General features: G+C 58.8%; 17 protein-coding genes. 9 read left to right on the top strand and 8 right to left on the bottom strand.

Translation table 11 applies throughout. The features are described 5' to 3' along the window. Positions 1-83 precede the first annotated feature (83 nt). Positions 84-785, top strand: coding sequence for an SDR family oxidoreductase (locus tag DHN12_RS04890; protein WP_108859481.1), 702 nt, complete (start codon positions 84-86; stop codon positions 783-785). A 2-nt stretch (positions 786-787) separates the two neighbouring features. Here DHN12_RS04890 and DHN12_RS04885 read toward each other — a convergent pair whose 3' ends face one another. The 4 genes from DHN12_RS04885 to DHN12_RS04870 are packed head-to-tail and all read right to left on the bottom strand — an operon-like array spanning position 788 to position 6,512. Next, on the bottom strand, positions 788-2,059 hold the full coding sequence (locus DHN12_RS04885; protein WP_108859178.1) for an FAD-binding oxidoreductase: 1,272 nt from the start codon (positions 2,057-2,059) through the stop codon (positions 788-790). A 39-nt stretch (positions 2,060-2,098) separates the two neighbouring features. Then, the gene (locus tag DHN12_RS04880) at positions 2,099-3,133 is read right to left on the bottom strand and encodes an acyl carrier protein (protein WP_108859177.1); all 1,035 of its coding nucleotides are present in this window, start codon (positions 3,131-3,133) and stop codon (positions 2,099-2,101) included. Continuing rightward, positions 3,130-5,322 (bottom strand): dehydrogenase E1 component subunit alpha/beta, encoded by a 2,193-nt coding sequence (locus DHN12_RS04875; RefSeq protein WP_108859176.1) that lies wholly within the window; start codon positions 5,320-5,322, stop codon positions 3,130-3,132. Before DHN12_RS04875 ends, DHN12_RS04880 begins: the two co-directional genes overlap by 4 nt. A 23-nt stretch (positions 5,323-5,345) precedes the next feature. Then, positions 5,346-6,512, bottom strand: coding sequence for a pyridoxal phosphate-dependent aminotransferase (locus DHN12_RS04870; RefSeq protein WP_108859175.1), 1,167 nt, complete (start codon positions 6,510-6,512; stop codon positions 5,346-5,348). 96 nt (positions 6,513-6,608) lie between these two features. Here DHN12_RS04870 and DHN12_RS04865 point away from each other — a divergent pair, with 96 nt between their 5' ends. Next, positions 6,609-7,499: a LysR substrate-binding domain-containing protein gene (locus DHN12_RS04865; RefSeq protein WP_108859174.1), complete on the top strand. Its 891-nt coding sequence runs from the start codon at positions 6,609-6,611 to the stop codon at positions 7,497-7,499. Positions 7,500-7,643: 144 nt separating this feature from the next. Here the strand turns inward: DHN12_RS04865 and DHN12_RS04860 are convergent, their stop codons facing one another. After that, entirely contained in the window at positions 7,644-8,801 is a 1,158-nt protein-coding gene (locus tag DHN12_RS04860; RefSeq protein ID WP_108859173.1) for an acyl-CoA dehydrogenase family protein, read from the bottom strand. Positions 8,802-8,927: 126 nt separating this feature from the next. Beyond that, positions 8,928-9,491: a TetR/AcrR family transcriptional regulator gene (locus DHN12_RS04855; RefSeq protein ID WP_108859172.1), complete on the bottom strand. Its 564-nt coding sequence runs from the start codon at positions 9,489-9,491 to the stop codon at positions 8,928-8,930. Positions 9,492-9,792: 301 nt separating this feature from the next. Between DHN12_RS04855 and DHN12_RS04850 the strand changes: the two genes are divergently transcribed. From DHN12_RS04850 to DHN12_RS04825, 7 genes are all read left to right on the top strand, one after another. After that, positions 9,793-10,257 (top strand): nuclear transport factor 2 family protein, encoded by a 465-nt coding sequence (locus DHN12_RS04850; RefSeq protein WP_108859171.1) that lies wholly within the window; start codon positions 9,793-9,795, stop codon positions 10,255-10,257. Positions 10,258-10,268: 11 nt separating this feature from the next. Further along, the gene (locus tag DHN12_RS04845; protein WP_108859170.1) at positions 10,269-10,889 is read left to right on the top strand and encodes a pyridoxamine 5'-phosphate oxidase family protein; all 621 of its coding nucleotides are present in this window, start codon (positions 10,269-10,271) and stop codon (positions 10,887-10,889) included. Between the two features lie 42 nt (positions 10,890-10,931). Next, positions 10,932-11,093, top strand: coding sequence for a hypothetical protein (locus DHN12_RS24365; RefSeq protein WP_159089968.1), 162 nt, complete (start codon positions 10,932-10,934; stop codon positions 11,091-11,093). Between the two features lie 102 nt (positions 11,094-11,195). Further along, complete coding sequence (locus tag DHN12_RS04840) at positions 11,196-13,676, top strand: heavy metal translocating P-type ATPase (protein ID WP_108859169.1); 2,481 nt, start codon at positions 11,196-11,198, stop codon at positions 13,674-13,676. Then, entirely contained in the window at positions 13,673-14,062 is a 390-nt protein-coding gene (cueR, locus tag DHN12_RS04835) for a Cu(I)-responsive transcriptional regulator (protein WP_108859168.1), read from the top strand. The genes DHN12_RS04840 and cueR overlap by 4 nt, the downstream gene beginning before the upstream one ends. Positions 14,063-14,159: 97 nt before the next feature. Continuing rightward, positions 14,160-15,032: an NAD(P)-dependent oxidoreductase gene (locus tag DHN12_RS04830; RefSeq protein ID WP_108859167.1), complete on the top strand. Its 873-nt coding sequence runs from the start codon at positions 14,160-14,162 to the stop codon at positions 15,030-15,032. A gap of 15 nt (positions 15,033-15,047) precedes the next feature. Beyond that, positions 15,048-18,113, top strand: a complete 3,066-nt coding sequence (locus DHN12_RS04825; RefSeq protein WP_108859166.1) for an aminotransferase class III-fold pyridoxal phosphate-dependent enzyme — start codon at positions 15,048-15,050, stop codon at positions 18,111-18,113. A 51-nt stretch (positions 18,114-18,164) separates the two neighbouring features. Here DHN12_RS04825 and DHN12_RS04820 read toward each other — a convergent pair whose 3' ends face one another. Together DHN12_RS04820 and hemP are read right to left on the bottom strand one after the other, a co-directional pair. Next, entirely contained in the window at positions 18,165-18,641 is a 477-nt protein-coding gene (locus DHN12_RS04820; RefSeq protein WP_108859165.1) for a hypothetical protein, read from the bottom strand. Further along, complete coding sequence (gene hemP / locus DHN12_RS04815) at positions 18,638-18,805, bottom strand: hemin uptake protein HemP (protein ID WP_081894606.1); 168 nt, start codon at positions 18,803-18,805, stop codon at positions 18,638-18,640. The genes DHN12_RS04820 and hemP overlap by 4 nt, the downstream gene beginning before the upstream one ends. Between the last annotated feature and the right edge of the window lie 181 nt (positions 18,806-18,986).

Raw genomic sequence — 18,986 nt, 5'->3', positions numbered from 1 at the left:
CTACATCATAAGGCCAGCAGAACTGATTGGTCAATCAGATCGCCAAAGCGCATCTTCATGCCATCAATGAATGGAGAAATCACATGACCAAAGTGGCGCTGATAACAGCGGGCGGCAGCGGAATGGGCGCAGATTCAGCCCGACGTCTGGCCGCAGATGGATTTAAGGTCGGCATCCTGTCGTCTTCTGGCAAGGGTGAGGCACTGGCGCACGAACTGGGTGGTGTTGGCGTGACCGGGTCAAACCAGTCGACGGATGATCTGCAAAAACTGGTCGACACCGCGATGTCCCATTGGGGGCGCATCGACGTGCTGGTCAACTCGGCCGGTCATGGCCCGCGCGCGCCAGTGCTGGAGCTGTCGGACGACGACTGGCACACCGGTATGGACGTCTATTTCCTGAACGCCGTCAGACCAACCCGGCTGGTGACACCGATCATGCAGAGACAAGGTGGCGGGTCGATCATCAACATTTCAACCTTCGCCGCATTCGAACCCGACCCTGTTTTCCCAACCTCGGGTGTTTTTCGCGCGGGTTTGGCGGCCTTCACCAAGCTGTTCTCGGATCATTACGCGGCTGACAACATCCGGATGAACAACGTATTGCCAGGGTTCATCGACAGCCTGCCAGAGAAAGAGGAATTCCGCGCGCGCATCCCGATGGGCCGCTATGGACGCAGCTATGACGAGATCGCCTCGGTCGTGGCAATGCTTGCGTCAGAAGGCGGCGGCTATATCACCGGTCAGAACATCCGGGTGGATGGCGGCATCACCCGTGCGGTCTGAGGTCAGAACCGCGCTTTGACAAAATGGGTCAGCGCCGCGCCGGTTTCAAAATAGGCGCGGCGTAGCCCTATCCACTTTTCCTGATACTCTGGGACTGCGGGCACCGGCAAAAGGCTTGGGTCGTCCTGCAACAGACTTTGGGCAACAAGGCGGCCAAAGACAGTGCCTGGCCCGATTCCACGCCCCGAAAATCCATGAACGGACAGAGCATTGGGACCGATCTGCGTAATCTTCGGGATGTGGTCTGACGTCATGGCGATACGGCCATGCCACCCTTCGACCAATGGCTGATCGGCCAGTTGCGGATACAGCTGTGCCAGTTTGCGCTTGATCCAGCTCTTGTGAATCCCGCCGCCTGCCTGATCCAGATCACCCATGGCACCGATGACAAACCGCCCCTCTTGGTCCATTCGGAACGAGGTCATGATCAGGTCTGTGTCCCAGCACCCTTCATCCCCCGGCAAAACGCTGGCGCGCAGATTGTCGGACAATGGGGCCGTGGCATATTGGAAATAATAGACCGGCACATAGGCGGGGGCCGATGCGGTCAGATCACGGTGATAGGCATTGGTCGCCTGAATGACCCATTTGGCGCGCACTGTGCGCCGAGCAGTCTTCATCACCCAGATTCCATCCATCTGCTGCATGGACAGAACCGGATCTTGCGTGGAAACCAACGCGCCAGCCTCAACCCCGGCACGCGCCAATCCGCGCACATATGCCAATGGCTGGATGGTTCCGGCGCGCGGATCGAACAGGGCGCCACCAAAGGCCGCACTGCCGGTGCGCTGCGCTGTCAGTTCTGCAGACAGCAACTCAACCGGTGCGCCAGCAGCGCTGAGTTGCGCGTGGCGGACCTGCAGATCCCGGAGACCCGCAGCCGAATGCGCACAGTGCAGAGTTCCGTTGCGCACAGGTTCACAGTCTATCCCATGCTGGTCGATCAGGCTGAACACCTCTGATGGAGCAGCAGCCAGAAGGTCAACCAGCCGATCCCCAACTATGTCACCCAGATGCGCGCGAATCTCAGCGGGCGGCAACCACAGCCCCGCATTCGCCAGCCCGACATTGCGGCCCGATCCGCCGTGACCGATGTCATGCGCCTCAAGCAGACAGACCGAGGCACCAGCCTTGGCTGCAGTCAGGGCCGCAGAACAGCCGGTGTACCCACCACCGATCACCGCCAGATCAACAGTGATATCACCGGTTGAAACACTGGGTTCGACAAGTTCACGGCATGTGTTCAGCCAAAGGGACTGGTTGTGGTCGCTCACGTCGCGCTCCTTGAAATTGCGCGGATCATTAGGGCAGTGTCAGCCGGTTGCAAGCGCTCTTTGATCCTCGCGCCCCATCGCGATCAGGAAGGGTTGCGCATCCTGTTTCGCTTGAAAATCAGCCTTGTTACTCATGCCACGCCAGTTCGCCAGAACAAGGGATTGCGCCACTGCGCCACCTAAGGTCGTGCCGGGGCCGGTAACAATGAACAGGTCTGGCGCGAACTCATGCGCGGCGGTCTGGATCGCACGGGTAAAGTCATAGGGTTCGGTCACTTGGTGGCCCAGGGTATAATCCCAAAGCGCCTGCGTATCCGTCGCACCCGGCCACCAAATCTTTCCGCGACCGTCGATCAGGGGGCGTTCAGGCTGTCCGAACAAATCCGCGCCCAAGCGCGCACGCCCTTCGGCAGCGACCGGTGCCTGCAAGGATGTGTGAAACGCGGCATGGTTTGGCAGGCGCATCGGGAAACGGTCCTGCACGGTGGGTTGCGACGCCTCGAAAGCCTTCAGCCCCATCTCATTGCCTGCCAGAACCAGCATTCCGCCCAGATCAATGGACAAAGCAAGGTCGTGACCGTCCACCGCATTGATGCGTTTCACATCCGCCAGCAGCTCTGCCTTGCGAACAGCGTCGTCCGCCCAACCGTCGTCGGCAAAGGGATAAACCAGTTGCCCACCGATCAGGTGATCCTGCATCAGTGTTCCCATCGTGTTCACGACGCGGAACCCGTGGTCAGGCGCCAACGCCCCGGCAGCGGCCAGCGCAATATACCACCCCATCGAATTCCCGGTGACCGCGACCACTTCGATATCATGGGCCAGCGATTGCGCGTCTGCCAGCGAAGCTGCGTAGATGAGCGGTGAAGCAATATCGCCTTTTGAATACTTGGAAACTGTGAACCGCGCTGCGCCATCCAATGCGGTAACGGCCTCTTGCCCTGCTTCCGCACGTATCGCATCGAAGCCCCGAAACATCGCAGTCCGCTGCGCGTGGTGGCGATGCAGATAGCCAAGCTCGGGCTTGTTGTATGTACCCCGGCCGGGGCAGATGACGACTGCTGTTCGAGTCATGAGCGGCCCCCCGTCAGTTTAAGTGCTGCGGCGACAATGCCGTCTTTCGACGGCAGCGGAGCGGCATAGGCGGGGCCAGTGGCGATAAAGCAGTCTTCGGCCACAACGCGCGCGGTAGGGGTCGTGGGACTGTTTTCGGTGAAAAAGGTCATCAGGGCCTCGGATTGGCTGCCGGTGCGGCGGCATTCGTCGACGATCAGGACGTGTTTGCAACCCTTTGTGGCCTGACGCAGCGCCTCAACCGGGAGAGGTGCCAGCCAGCGCATGTCGATGATGCGGGTTTTCACGCCTGCTGCCTCCAACTCGGGCAGAGCCTGTTTCGACAGATAATGCCCGTTTCCATAAGTGACGATGGCCAGATCTTTACCCTCGCCATGCACGCCAACCTCACCCAGCGCGATACTCTGGTCAGGCGAGGGATACGTCGTCATCCAGCCTGCGTCCTGTGCATCGTGCAGATCGCGCATCGGATAAAGCGCAATAGGTTCCAGAAAGACCACGACCCGCTGTTCTTCGCGCGCCAGCCGTACGCATTCGCGCAGCATCTTCGCCGCGTCCGCTCCTGTCGATGGACAGGCAATGATCACGCCGGGAATGTCGCGCAGGACTGCCAGCGAGTTGTCATTGTGGAAGTGGCCGCCGAACCCTTTCTGATACCCTAGCCCCGCGATGCGTAGAACCATCGGGTTGGTGAACTGCCCGTTCGAGAAAAAGGGCAGGGTCGCGGCCTCGCCCCTGATCTGATCCTCGGCATTGTGCAGATAAGCGAGAAACTGGATTTCGGGGATCGGAATGAACCCGTTATGCCCCATGCCAATGGCTAGTCCCAGAATGGACTGCTCATCCAACAGCGTGTCGATCACCCGGTCCGGGCCAAAGCGTTGCTGCAGTTTCTGGGTCACGCCATAGACGCCGCCCTTGCGGCCGACATCTTCGCCCATGCAGACGGCCTCGCCGTGCTCCAGCATCAGATCGGTCAGGGCCCAGTTGATCAGGCGGCTCATGGGTTGCGGATCATCCATTGCCCGCGTGTCGCCGCCAAAGGCTTTGGCGCGCGCTTCGGCGCTGGGACCGTTCGTGGGCTTACAAGCCCGTTTTGGCGGGATCAGGCTGGCCATAACCTCAGAGGCGGTGGTCAGGTGCGGACGGGTTGCGGCCTCCGCCGCGATGCGGTCCGTGCGGGCGCAGGTATCTTCGTAGATTTTCAACGCCTGTTCCGGCGCCAACGCCCCGGCCTGTTCCAGCAAGCGCACCGAGTGCAGCAGGGGGTCGTTGGCCTCGTCCGCCTCAACCTCGGACTTCGGCAGGTACGTGGTCGGCACATCTGCGCCCGCATGGCCGTAAAGACGCACGGTTTTCAGATGCAGGAAGGCCGGTTTCCGGCGGGTACGGACATACTCGGCGGCGTCTTGCGCCACCGCGAAGGTCTCATAGATATCCAGACCGTTGGCCTGAAAATACTTGATCCCAGGGCGATGCTCCATCGACGCCTGTATCCAGCCCTTGGGCGTTTTGACCGAGATTCCGATCCCGTTATCTTCACACACAAACAACAGCGGTAAAGGTGTCGACTGCACGCTGGTCCAGCCTGCCGTGTTGATCGCGCCCTGCGCGGTGGAGTGGTTTGCCGAGGCATCCCCGAAGGAACACATCGCAATCCCGTCCAAGGGTAGTTCACGGTGTTCAGGATCGTGTCTCCGCGCTGCGCCTAGCGAATACGCAGCGCCCACCGCCTTGGGCAAGTGGCTGGCGATCGTCGAGGTTTGCGGCGGGATCGTCAACGCTTTGGAGCCCAGTACCTTATGCCGCCCGCCCGAGGTCGGATCCTCTTTCGAACAGGCAAAACTCAGCAGCATGTCCCATGCGATCTGGTGGCCCGGCACCTGCTCAGCCCGCGCGATCTGAAAGGCGGCATCCCGGTAGTGAAGAAAGGCGATATCGGTCGGGCGCAAGGCATGTGCCACGGCGGCCATCCCTTCGTGGCCGGATGATCCGATGGTGTAAAACCCCTGCCCCGCCTTCTGCATGGCCCGGCTGGTCCGGTCCAACGCACGGCTAAGGATCTGTGACCGGAACAGCGACACCGCATCGGTATTGCTCAAACCCTGCCGCGGCTTTGCTCCGTCGGGAAAGTCGCGATTGGCGACCCGGGTCAGGAAATTCTCGTGAACGATCTGGGCGCGGTCCATTGGGTGTCTTCCGGTCTTATTGGTTACAATTTGTCGGTAGCGTCCGCGATACGGCGCATACCTTCTTGCAGGCTTTCAGTGGCATAGGCAAAAGAAAGCCGCAAATGCCCCGGCATCCCAAACGCACGCCCTGGCACCAGCGCCACACCCGCCTCATCCAGCAGAAAGCGACAGAATTCATGGTCTGTGGCCATTTTCGCATGAGTTTTGGGAAAGACGTAAAACGCTCCATCCGGCACGGCACATTCCAGACCAGCGGCGTTTAGCCCTTCGACAACCAGATCGCGGCGCGCTCGCATTTCCCGACGGCGTTCTGCCAGCAAGCCTTGCGGCCCGTTGATGGCCTCCAATGCTGCAGCCTGGGCAATCGAACACGCCCCCGACGTGATTTGCCCCTGCACGGCAACCATCGCGTTGATCAACTCAGCAGGGCCGATACCCCACCCGATACGCCAGCCTGTCATGGAATAGGCCTTGGACACGCCGTTTACGATCAACGTTCGTTCCGCCAATTCGGGAACGGCCTGCACAAAGGGCGTGAAAGGCACAAAAGACAGGTGTTGATAAATCTCGTCAGAAATCACCCAGACCTGAGGATAGTTTTGCAATACCGCGCCCAGCGCCTGCAACTCCGCCTTGGAATAGACCGCGCCAGTTGGATTGGACGGGGAATTCAGCAGCAGCCAACGCGTGCGCGGGGTGATCGCGGCCTCCAAATGATCCGGCGTCAGTTTGAATTTCTGCGTCGCCGGACAGCTGACGACTACGGGGACACCGCCAGCCAAACTGACCATATCCGCATAGCTTGTCCAGAATGGCGCGGCCATAATCACTTCATCACCGGGGTTCAGAGTTGCCATCATTGCGCAGGACAAAACCTGCTTGGCACCCGTCGAAACGACTACGTTTTCGGGGCGCGCGCCAGCCTCAGTCGCGATCGCTGATCGCAAAGTGGGCGTTCCTGCCGTTGCGGGGTATCGCGTCTGCCCGTCAATAGCTGCGCGGTTGGCCGCCTCAACGACATGCGACGGCGTTGGGAAATCAGGCTCACCAGTGCTGAGCGCGATTACGTCGACACCCTGCGCCCGAAGGCGCGCGGCCTGTTCGGAAATGCGAACGATCTCTGACAGCTCAATACCGTCCAGCCGGTCGGCGGGCTGAAACTCATGAATACTGGTCGTTAGGGTCATTGGTCCACATCCACATTGGAATCCACCCCTCTGTATCGGGCTGGTGAACGGCAATTGCCAGTGATATTCCGTGTGAAAGGTATGAGGATTTATCATATGATAGCACCACGTCGGTTTCTCCCCTCGATCCCCTCTCTTCTGGCATTGGAGGCGGTTGATCGCCTCGGCAGTGCCTCGGCTGCAGCCGAGGAGCTGTCATTGACCCAAAGCGCGATCAGCCGACAGCTGAAGTCCATGGAGGACCAACTGGGCGTCGCGCTCATTCAGCGAAACCAGATGCGATTGCACCTGACCCCCGCCGCGAAAGACTATGTTCAGGTGGCGCGCACAGCGCTAAACCAAATTGCGCAAGCGTCACTTAAACTGAAGGCCAACCCAACAGGCGGGTCGCTGAACCTGTCCATCCTGCCCGCCTTTGGAATGCATTGGCTGGCACCGCGCCTGCAGGATTTTGCCCGTCGCCACCCCGAAGTGACCGTGAACCTGAGCACATGCCTCAAGCCGTTTGATTTCGAGACCGAACATTTTGATGCCGCCATCCACTTCGGCCAAAAGAACTGGCCGGGCGTCAACTACCTGCCGATCATGCGTGAAGATGTGGTTCCGGTCTGCGCTCCGGACCTGTTGCCCGATCAGGAGCAGGACTTGAGCTGGCTGATGACAGCCCCTTTGCTGCATTTAGAGACCCGACCAGACGCTTGGGAGCGATGGTTTGCGGCACAACGGCGTGACGCATCGGGGATGCGGGGAATGCTGTTCGATCAGTTCTCGACCATGGTGCAGGCCACGATCCACGGGTTGGGAGCGGCGTTATTGCCCAGCTATCTGATTGAAGACGAACTGAAAACCAAAAGGTTGGTTCCCGCATGGAACGGACCCCGCATCAGCCTTGGGCAATTCTTTCTGGTCTGGCCACAGTCACGACCGGAATCCGAACCGCTACGGTCATTTCGGATATGGCTGCAAGGTCAGGTTGGTCCATTCTGATCTAAAACTGCACAGCCTCCGGCTTTGCGTCCTGCGGACAGCAGAGGGGTCGGGCAGGTGCGGGTTGCGCCCGCACCTGCCCGACCCAACGGGAGAAGACGTTTTCCAAAAACGTTGGCGACAGGCGGGAGCCTTTTGGGTGCGTTACTTGTCCAGCGAACGGGCGATCAGTTCCTTCATGATCTCGTTGGTACCGCCATAGATCATCTGCACCCGCGCATCCGCATAAAGCCGGGCGATCGGGTATTCCATCATGAACCCGTAACCACCGAACAACTGAAGGCATTCGTGCATGATCTCGTTCTGCACTTCCGAACCCCAGTATTTCACCATCGAGGCCGTCGCCGCATCCAACGTGCCCGCCTCAAGTTGTGCGATGCAGTCATTGACGAAACTGCGCAGAACTTCGGCCTTGGTTTTGCACTCGGCCAGTTTGAACCGCGTGTTCTGAAAATCCATAACGCGCTGGCCAAAAGCCTTGCGTTCCTGCGTATAACGCACTGTCTCGGCAATTGCGAAGTCGATCGCGCCCAGCGCCATGATGCCGATGGTCAGGCGTTCCCAGGGCAGTTGCTTCATCATCTGATAGAAGCCCTGGCCTTCCTCAGGTCCGATCAGGTTCGTCATCGGAACCTTGACGTCTTCAAAGAACAGCTCGGCTGTATCGTTGGCCTTCATCCCCAGTTTCTTGAGGTTTCGGCCCCGGCGAAATCCTTCTGCGCCTTCAGTTTCTACGGCGATCAGCGATACGCCCTTGGACCCTTGCGATTTATCCGTCTTTGCGGCCACCAGGATCAAATCGGCGGATTGTCCGTTGGTGATAAAGATCTTGGACCCGTTCAGGCGATAGGAATTTCCGTCCTTGTCTGCGGTGGTGCGAACGGACTGAACGTCCGAACCTGTTCCCGGCTCAGTCATAGCCAAAGCGCCAACCATTTCACCGGATGCCAAACGGGGCAGCCATTTGTGCTTTTGATCCTCGCTGCCATAGGCGTTCAGGTAATGGACAACAATCGACTGAATTCCAAAACCCCAACCCGAGTCACCACGTGCGGCTTGCCCATACATCGTGACCGCGTCGAACCCAATCCCGCCGCCTACACCACCATATTCCTCGGCAATCGCACCGGCCATCAGACCCATATCCCCGGCCTTGTTCCAGAATTCGCGATCGACCATGCCGTTTTGGTTCCAGCGTTCGATGTTGGGCACAAGTTCGTCGTCCATGAACCGGTTTGCCATTTCGGCAAACATCTGATGTTCGTCAGTGACCCAGTTGGCGGTTGGCTTGAATAGCGACATGTAGGTTTCTCCCAAATCGAATTTCGATAAGGGTAGCGTTGGGCATCGCGCAAACCAACCCATCCACCGGATTGCTACGCAACGTCTTTTTCGTACAAGACCTTACGTTCACAGGTTTAAACATGATCAAGCCAGGACATTATCCAGCAGAACCTGTGCCGCTGCCTTTGCATCTCGCGCAGGATCGCAGCTTTTTACCAGGACGGCCGTTACGATTGCGCCCTCTTGCAAGAGCAGCAATTGGCATCCCAATGCATCGGGATCACGTGCGCCCGCCTTACGGGCCAAATCGGTGAGGAATTCGAGCATCAGATGCTTGTGTTCGGCTGCCTGCACATGGATCGGGTGATCTTGTTCCTGATACTCTGCGCCCGCTTTGATGAACATGCATCCGCGAAAGCTGTCCTCCTGAAACCATTCGCCCAGCACATCGAAACTGGCGATCAGCTGTTCGGCCGGTGTGTCGGATAGTTCATCAACCCGTTGCAGGAACCATTTGCGAAAGTTCTCATCCCGCAACTGCAAAGCCGCCAGGATCAGCTCTTCCTTGGTACGGAAATGTTTGTACATCGACGTTTTCGACACGCCCGTCTCGACCACCAACTTGTCCATGCCGGTGGCGTGAAATCCGTCACGATAGAAGACCTGCAATGCCTTGCGGACCAGCTCGTCACGTTTGTTCGGGCGCATCTGTCAGCTCCTGTATGTACTGATCGGTACATAATGCACCGCAGCGATGGCTGCAACAGACACAGCTTAACCTGCTGTTTTCACTTACTCCCCTTAGGAGACTCAAATGCAGGGTCAAATAAATCCAATTCAACACTTGAAAAAGGTTACCGATCTGTACACATTCAAGACACAGTGTACCGATCAGTAAACTCAGGAACGAACATATGAGACCCCGCACCAGACCTCTCTCGAACCAATACATCCCCCTTCTTTTGACCATCGCCTTATTGGCAGCTTCTCTGACCTGAAAGACCTACAAATGAACCGTCCTCCTCTGCCCCCGTTCACCTTGGAAACCGCAACGCAAAAAGTGCGATTGGCAGAAAACGCCTGGAACAGCCGTGATGCGGATGTCGTGACCCCTGCCTATACCGAAGACAGCCAGTGGAGAAATCGGGCAGAATTTCTAAGCGGTCATGCAGACATCCATGCCTTTCTGACACGCAAGTGGCACAAGGAGCTAGACTATCGGTTGATCAAAGAACTGTGGGCCTTTTCCGGTGACCGCATTGCGGTTCGTTATGCTTATGAATGGCGTGACGACAGCGGTCAGTGGTTCCGGTCTTATGGCAACGAAAACTGGCGATTTGCCGAAGATGGTCGAATGGCCGAACGCCACGCATCGCTGAACGACCTGCCGATTGCGGGAACCGAACGTCTGTTTTTCTGGCCGCAAGGCCCCCGCCCCGACGATCACCCCGGCCTGTCCGATCTGGGACTTTGAAAGGACATCTCATGCCTCGCGCCTTTTCCGAATTGACCTTCACCCCCGCTGTCCGCGCCCATCAGGAACGGATGGGGTCTGCCAAGACCTATGCCAAATTCATCGAAAGTGGCCCGCAGCAAGGCCACGAAATCGGCGTGCCTGAAAAGGCCTTTATCGAAGCGCGAGACGGGTTCTATCAGTCCACCGTGTCCGAAACGGGTTGGCCATATGTGCAATACCGTGGCGGACCGACCGGGTTTCTCAAAGTTCTGGGACCGCAGACAATCGGTTATGCCGACTTTTCGGGCAACAAGCAGTATATCTCGCGTGGTAATCTGGATGGAAATGACCGGGTTGCAATGATCCTGATGGATTACGCCAATCGGCGGCGCCTGAAAATCCTTGGCCGGGTCGCGTTCACCGAAGGCGAAGATGCCACGACCAGCCTATATCCTGACGGTGCCGATGCCCCGGCTGAACGCGCCGTCATCATCCGGGTCGAAGCGCTGGACTGGAACTGCCCGCGCCACATCACACCCCGCTTTACCGAGGCCGAGCTTCGTCCACATCTGAACTCGCTAGGGCAGCAATTGGCGCAACTTCAGGCCGAAAACGACAGGTTGAAGCAGGAACTGGCAAAACGGTTCTGACCCAACATCGCCTGATGAACCTCTCGAACCAGGACTTTGCCCATGTCGCGATCTTCATTGAATATGGTCGGTTTCATTCTTGTAGGCATTGCGCTGACCACGGCCGCCATGTCGCTTGCGTTCTTTGCCTCCCCCGAGGCCGTCAGACTGCCGCCGCCGGATACCTACAACTCTCTCTTGCTAGAAATGTTTGCGAACAGGTGACGCCGACGCGCGGGTTGCAGAAAGAAAATCCGCGAAACCCCTTGACCTTCCCGTGACTGGAACCCCCATTTGGAGGGCAGATCACACATCGGGACGAGTCGCATGGCTACGCCGCAAACAACACAACTCAAAATCTCGGGCATGTCCTGCGCGTCCTGCGTGGCGCGTGTAGAAGCCGCATTGCAATCGGTGCCAGAAGTGACCGATGCCTCGGTCAACTTCGCGACCGAAACGGCGCAGGTCACATATACCGGGCCGATCAACACACTGACCGACGCCCTGAGCAACGCCGGGTACCCGGCAGCCAGCAAGCAGACGACCCTGAAAATTGGCGGGATGACCTGCGCCTCGTGCGTGGCAAAGCTCGAGAAAGCGCTGACCGCTGATCCTGCGGTCGTCGACGCACAAGTCAATCTTGCGACCGAAACCGCTGTGGTCACGTTTATCGACGGGACCACCGACCCGCAAAAGCTGGCCAGTTTGTCTGAGGCAGCCGGATACCCTGCGCGCGTGGCAGACAGCATCACGGCTGACCAAACAGACCACACGAAATCCGACCAAGCGCATGCGCTGACCCGCGCGACGATCTTCGCAGCGGTATTGGCACTGCCTGTATTCATTCTGGAAATGGGCGGGCATATGATCCCGGCCTTCCACCATTGGGTCCAGGCCACGATCGGCACGCAAACCAGCCACCTCATCCAGTTCGCACTGACCTCGGCCATTCTGATTGGCCCCGGGCGCGTGTTCTATGCCAAGGGGATCCCGTCGCTGATGCGCGGATCGCCCGATATGAACGCGCTGGTCGCTTTGGGAACGGGGGCCGCCTATTTGTTTTCCGTCACCGCAACCTTCGCCCCGCAGATTCTACCGCAGGGTAGCGCCAATGTGTATTTCGAGGCCGCCTCGGTCATCGTGGTTCTCATACTGCTGGGCCGGGTCATGGAAGCGCGCGCCAAAGGCCGGACCGGGACCGCGATCCGCAAGTTGGTTGGGTTGCAGCCCAAAACGGCGCGGGTCGAACAGGACGGAAATTTCATTGATCGCCCCATCGCCGACATAACAGTAGGCGATACCCTGCAGATCCGCCCAGGCGAACGGGTTCCTGTGGATGCCGAGGTTCTGGACGGCACCTCTTATGTGGATGAAAGCATGATCACGGGCGAACCGGTGCCGGTGGGCAAGTCGCCATCGGATCAGGTCGTTGGCGGTACGGTGAATGGCACCGGAGCGCTGCGGGTGCGCGCAACGCGCGTTGGTGCCGATACGGTGTTGGCGCAGGTGATCCACATGGTCGAACAGGCGCAGGGGGCGAAGCTGCCGATCCAAGGGCTGGTCGACCGGATTACTGCGCGATTTGTGCCCGTTGTGATGGCTGTTGCGCTGCTGACGATTGCCGTTTGGTTGTTCGTTGGCCCAGAACCGGCATTGCCATTGGCGCTGGTCGCCGGTGTCTCGGTTCTGATTATCGCCTGCCCCTGCGCCATGGGCCTTGCGACACCAACCTCGATCATGGTCGGCACCGGCCGCGCGGCAGAATTGGGTGTGCTGTTCCGCAAAGGCGATGCGTTGCAGCAGTTGCAGCAAGCCAAGGTGGTCGCGCTGGACAAGACCGGGACACTCACGCTGGGCAGGCCGGAACTGGAGAGTGTTACGACTGCAAACGGCTTTGACCGCGACAGTGTTCTGCGTTTGGCCACCGCCGTCGAGGCACGATCAGAGCATCCCGTTGCCACTGCCATCACTCGTGCCGGACCATCTGAATTGCCCAAAGTATCAGAATTTGAGTCGCTCACAGGGCTGGGTGTTCGGGCTGTGGTCGAGGGGCATAAGTTGCTGATCGGCTCGGCCAGATTGATGGAACAGAACGACATAACCGTAATAGACCTGATGGCCGAGGCCAACCAGCGGGCCGAAGAAGGCGCAACGCCTTTGTTTGTCGCCATCGACGGTCAGGCCGCTGCAATGCTTGCGGTCGCGGACCCGATCAAGCCCGGCACTTTGCAGGCGCTTGGGCGGTTGCACGAAATGGGGCTAACCTTGGCGATGGTGACAGGCGACAACGCCCGGACGGCGCAGGCTTTGGCGGACAAGCTGGGCATTGATCATGTCACGGCCGAGGTACTGCCCGATGGTAAGCTTGCTGCGATCAATACACTGCGCGACAAGTTCGGCGCACTGGCCTTTGTCGGGGATGGCATCAACGATGCCCCGGCACTGGCTTCGGCGGATATCGGCATCGCCATCGGAACCGGCACAGACGTAGCGATTGAAACTGCGGATGTGGTGCTGATGTCGGGCGATCTGCGCGGTGTCGCAAACGCGGTCGAGATCAGCCGCAGAACCATGCGCAACATCAAGCAGAACCTGGGCTGGGCGTTTGGCTACAACATCTTGCTCATTCCGGTTGCCGCAGGTGTTCTTTACCCCTTTGGCGGCCATCTGCTGTCCCCCGCCCTCGCGGCTGGGGCCATGGCATTGTCCAGTGTTTTCGTGGTCTCGAATGCACTGCGTTTGCGGCGCGTCCGGGCCAGCCTGCCTGACACCCCGCAAGGCCATTCAACGCAAACGGTGACCTCATGAATATCGGCGATGTTTCAAACCAGACCGGCCTGCCCGCCAAGACAATCCGGTACTACGAAGATATCGGCTTGGTGAAACCGCTACGCGATGACAACGGATACCGCAGATTTCGCCGTCAGGATGTACACAAACTGAATTTTCTGGGCCGCGCCCGCGCCTTGGGGTTCACAATCGAGGATTGCCGGACGCTGATGGCATTGTACGAGGACGAAACCCGTGCCAGCGCCGATGTCAAAAAGGTGGCCCGTGCACATATGGCCCAGATTGAAGCCAAGATCGCTGACCTGAACGCCATGCGGGATACTCTGAGCCATCTGATCGACGCTTGCGCCGGGGACGACAGGCCCGATTGCCCGATCCTGCAGGATTTGGGCGGCAAAGCGTGACGCGGGGTTGCCCTTTGGACGCAGCTTTGCTTTGTCTCTGCTAAACAATCCGGCCCGCTGAAAAAGACGGGTACCGGACAGCAGAGAGGATCTCCAAATGGCAAAAGTCGCGTTTCTGGGTCTGGGCGTCATGGGCTACCCCATGGCCGGTCACTTGCAAGCCGCAGGTTATGAGGTGACCGTTTTCAACCGCACCGCCACTAAGGCCGAAGCTTGGGTCGCGCAACATGGCGGCGCCATGGCGACGACGCCCCGAGAGGCCGCGCAGGGTGCAGATTTCGTCATGGCCTGTGTCGGTAACGACGACGACCTACGGATGGTTTGTACAGGTGAAGACGGCGCATTCAGCGGCATGTCCAATTGGGCGACCTTTGTTGATCACACCACTGTTTCCGCCATGGTGACACGCGAGTTGTACGAAGCTGGACAAACAAAAGGCATCGCTTTTGTGGACGCTCCGATCTCGGGCGGTCAGGCAGGGGCAGAAAACGCGGTTCTGTCGATTATGTGCGGCGGGGATCAGGCGGCGTATGACGCGGCTGAACCGATTATGCAAGTCTATTCCAAGATATGCCGTCGTATCGGCGACAGCGGTGCAGGTCAGATGACCAAGATGTGCAACCAGATCGCTATTGCCGGTCTGGTGCAGGGCCTCAGCGAAGCGCTGCACTTTGCCGAGAAGGCGGGCCTTGATGGCCGCGCAGTCGTTGAAGTTATCAGTCAGGGCGCGGCAGGCAGTTGGCAGATGGCAAACCGATATGAGACGATGCTGGATGACCATTTCGAACATGGGTTTGCGGTGGACTGGATGCGTAAGGATCTTGGCATCTGTCTGGATACGGCCAATGAAACAGGGGCTTCGCTGCCTGTGACCGCTCTGGTCGATCAGTTTTACAAGGACGTTCAGAAACTGGGCGGCGGGCGCTGGGACACGTCCTCGTTGATCAAACGCCTGCGCGCGCTGGATTAAAGGACCGTCGCACTGATGACCGAGTTGACCGAATTCTGGGCCCGCGCCCTGCGCACCCATTGGGGGCTTGAGGCCAAACTGAACCGGCTGGACGGCGAATATGACCTCAACTTTCTGGTCAAGGCCACCAATGGTCAGGACTACGTGCTGAAAGTCATGCGTGCGGATTGCGAGGCAGAGTTCATTGGCCTGCAGATCAAGGCGCTGAAACACATCGCCGCCGAGGCGCCGGGACTGCCCTTTCCCAGTGTTTTTCCGGATATCAACGGTAAGCTGCTGCCGGAAATCTCTGATCAGGATGGGCAGCCCCGACTGGTTTGGTTGCTCGAATGCCTTCCCGGCCAATGCTATGCCAAGGCTGCGCCAAAATCCGAAGAGCTGATCCTGAAACTGGGCCGCGTTCTGGGGGCAACCGACCGGGCACTGGAACGGTTTACCCATGACGGGCTGCACCGCGCGGATTTCAAATGGGATCTGACACAAGCGGGCTGGATTTCGGACAAGCTGGATGCCATTGCCGACCCTGCACGGCGGGCGATGTTGTCGGAGATTTCCGTTGAATTCGATGCCATCTCGGGCCCTCTGGCTGGATTGTCAAAACAAGCCATCCACAATGATGCCAACGACTACAACATATTGGTCGACGATGAACTGGGTCAGCGGCAAACCGTCTCTGGCTTGATCGACCTTGGTGATATGTGCGCCGCACCGCGTATCTGCGATCTGGCAATTGCCGGGGCGTATATCGTTCTGGACCACCCAAAACCCGAGCGGGCATTGACGGCGTTGGTGCGTGGTTATCACGCCGCCAATCGCCTGCGTGCTGACGAGGTCGAACTGATCTGGCCGCTGCTGCGGATGCGGCTGGCCGTGTCCGTGGTGAACTCGACCTTGATGGCCGCGGACAATCCGGACGATCCTTATGTGACTATCAGTCAGGCCCCTGCGTGGCGCTTCCTAGAGAACGATACGGTGAATGGTGGCTTGATGTCCGCCCGACTGCGTGCCGCCTGCGGGTTGCCGGTGACCGACGGATCTGAACGCATCCACGCCTATCTGGCCGAGCATCGCGGTCAATTCGCGCAGATGTTCGAACAGGATCTGAGCGACATTCCGATGGGATCTCTGTCGGTTGAAAACTCGACCTGGCCCCAGAACCCGTTTCACATGCCGTTAGACGAAGCCGCGCGCGTCGGCGAGGAGTTCGGAGAAGGCCTTTGGCTGGGTTACTACAACGAACCGCGCCTGATCTATGCCGAGCCGGCGTTCCGCAAAGGACCGTGGAAGGCCTCTGACAGGCGAACGGTGCATTTGGCCGTAGACGTATTCGCCCCTGACGGAACTGTTTTGCATGCACCGATGAGTGGCCGGGTCGAGGCAGTCGAAAACCGCGATACGCATCTGGATTATGGCGGCGTAGTGATCCTGCACCATGAAACACCCGAGGGTGATCCGTTCTATACGCTCTACGGTCATCTCGACCCCGAGGTCTGTGACCGGCTGAAACCGGGCGATCCGGTCGCGCAGGGTGCGGCCTTTGCACGGCTGGGGGACGCCACGCAGAATGGCGGCTGGGCCCCGCATGTGCATTTCCAATTGGCCCTGATAACTGACGGGATGCAGAACGACTGGCCCGGTGTCGGCGACCCAGACGAGATGGAGTTGTGGCACGCCGTTTGTCCCAACCCAGCAGCGCTATTGAACCTGCCGGACGAAAAAGTGTTCTATCGCCCAACCGACAAGCAGGCGATCCTGCAAGGGCGGCATGACCATTTCGGTGGCAACCTATCCCTGACCTACGATGATCCGGTCATGCTGGTGCGCGGGTGGAAGCATCATCTGTTCGACGAATGGGGGCGCCCCTATCTGGACGCCTATAACAACGTCCCCCATGTGGGCCACGCTCATCCGCGCATTCAAGTGGTCGCGGCAGATCAGCTTAAGCGGATGAATTCCAACACCCGCTACCTGCACCCGGCGCAGACAGCCTTCGCTGACAAAATCCTGACCAAGCTACCGGATCATTTCGAGGTGTGCTTTTTCGTCAACTCGGGCACCGAGGCCAACGAGCTGGCCTTGCGTCTGGCGCGCGCGCATACCGGGGCCAAAGGCATCGTAACGCCTGACCACGGGTACCACGGCAATACGAATGCGGCGGTGGCGATCTCTGCCTACAAGTTCAACAAACCGGGCGGGATTGGCCAGGCCGATTGGGTCGAACTGGTCGAGGTTGCAGACGACTACCGGGGCTCATTCAAGCGCGACGATCCTGACCGGGCACAGAAATTCGCCGATCTCGTGGATCCGGCTATTGCCGTGCTACAGGACAAAGGCCAAGGGTTGGCTGGCTTTATCGCCGAGACCTTCCCCTCGGTTGGCGGCCAGATCATCCCACCCAAAGGGTATCTGCCAGCCGTCTACGACAAAGTCCGTGCGGCCGGCGGGGTTTGTATTGCTGATGAGGTGCAGACCGGGCTGGGTCGCCTTGGTGACCACTATTTCGGCTTTGAACACCAGGGAGCGCTGCCGGATATCGTTGTCATGGGTAAACCCATCGGAAACGGCCATCCGCTGGGCGTACTGGTCACGACCAAAGCCATCGCCGACAGTTTCAACAACGGCATCGAGTTCTTTTCGACTTTTGGCGGCTCAACCCTGTCCTGCCGGATCGGAAAAGAGGTACTGGACATCGTCGATGACGAAGGCCTGCAAGATAACGCCCGTGCCATGGGTGGGCAGCTGATGGATGGGCTCCGTCAGATCGAGGCTGATTTCGCCTGTGTCGGTGACGTGCGCGGCATGGGCTTGTTTCTTGGTGTGGAGCTGATCAATCCAGACGGATCCGAGGGCACCGAAATCTGCAGTTACGTCAAGAACCGGATGCGCGATCACCGTATCCTGATCGGCAGCGAAGGGCCCAAGGACAACATCCTGAAAATCCGCCCGCCTTTAACCATCGAGGCGGAAGACGCCGACATGATCCTTTGGACCCTGCGCGAGGTTTTGTCCGAAGTCGGTGACTTTGCCCCTGCCCCGACTTGCGATCATGATCATCATCACGCGGGCTGCGGGTGCTGCTGAAACAACAAAACCCCGGCTCGCCAGAGTCGGGGTTTTGAAGCCGCCTGCCGCTTAATGCAGCACGGCCGAGGGGGTTTTGTGCCCGGTTGTCGGCAAGGGTACTGACGCAGTCATCCGACGCAGCACCATACCCATCTCTTCGGACAGTGACGCCAGTGCCGGGGCAAAGTCTGGTCGAACGATCAGCGTTGCCATCATCATCGCGTCTTCACGCGCCCCTTCCGAGGCGGCAGCAATCATCTGGGCGAAACAGTTTTCATCTGCACCAAGGCAGGAACAGCCAAGACCATGCCGCACCAACGGGCGACGGCCGCGATGGGCACACAGCCCGCACAAACGATCCAGCGTCATCATTGCAGCCCGCCCCTGATCCAGACCAAGAGCGATCTCGAAATCGCTTGCAGCATCCGAACGGGCCTCGGGACTTTCGCTCCACAATCGCAGATACATCACAGCACCGGCTTCGATTGGGCTGAGGTCGGACAGACGCCCAACCGCAGCGCCACCGCGCGAGGAATTTGTGCTCATTTTGTCAGGATCAACTTGCCGGCGCGCGTGATACGCAAGGTATATAGTTGATCGCCCAGTTCGATATGGGCCAGGTTGCCACCCTTGGTCAGATCTTCGGCCTTATGTGCCGGAAGCATGGACACCGCATAGGACTGGCTGGGATTCGGGGTCTGCACATTCATCAGGACAACTCCAGTAGGTTCTCAGGCGAAGGGCCTTAATTTGTTCGCGCTTTCAACAATATGGCTGACCCGAACTGGGTTGGCTGAGGGGGTCTTTCCGTTAATCTGATTAATTTAGTCAGGTATGTCAACCCTATTCGATGGAAACCGCGAATGTGGGGTGATTGCGCAAGGATTTCAT

The organism is Ruegeria sp. Alg231-54 (genome assembly GCF_900143525.1).
In the GTDB taxonomy this organism is placed as follows: Bacteria; Pseudomonadota; Alphaproteobacteria; order Rhodobacterales; family Rhodobacteraceae; genus Ruegeria.
This window is presented reverse-complemented; position numbering and strand designations above follow the sequence as displayed.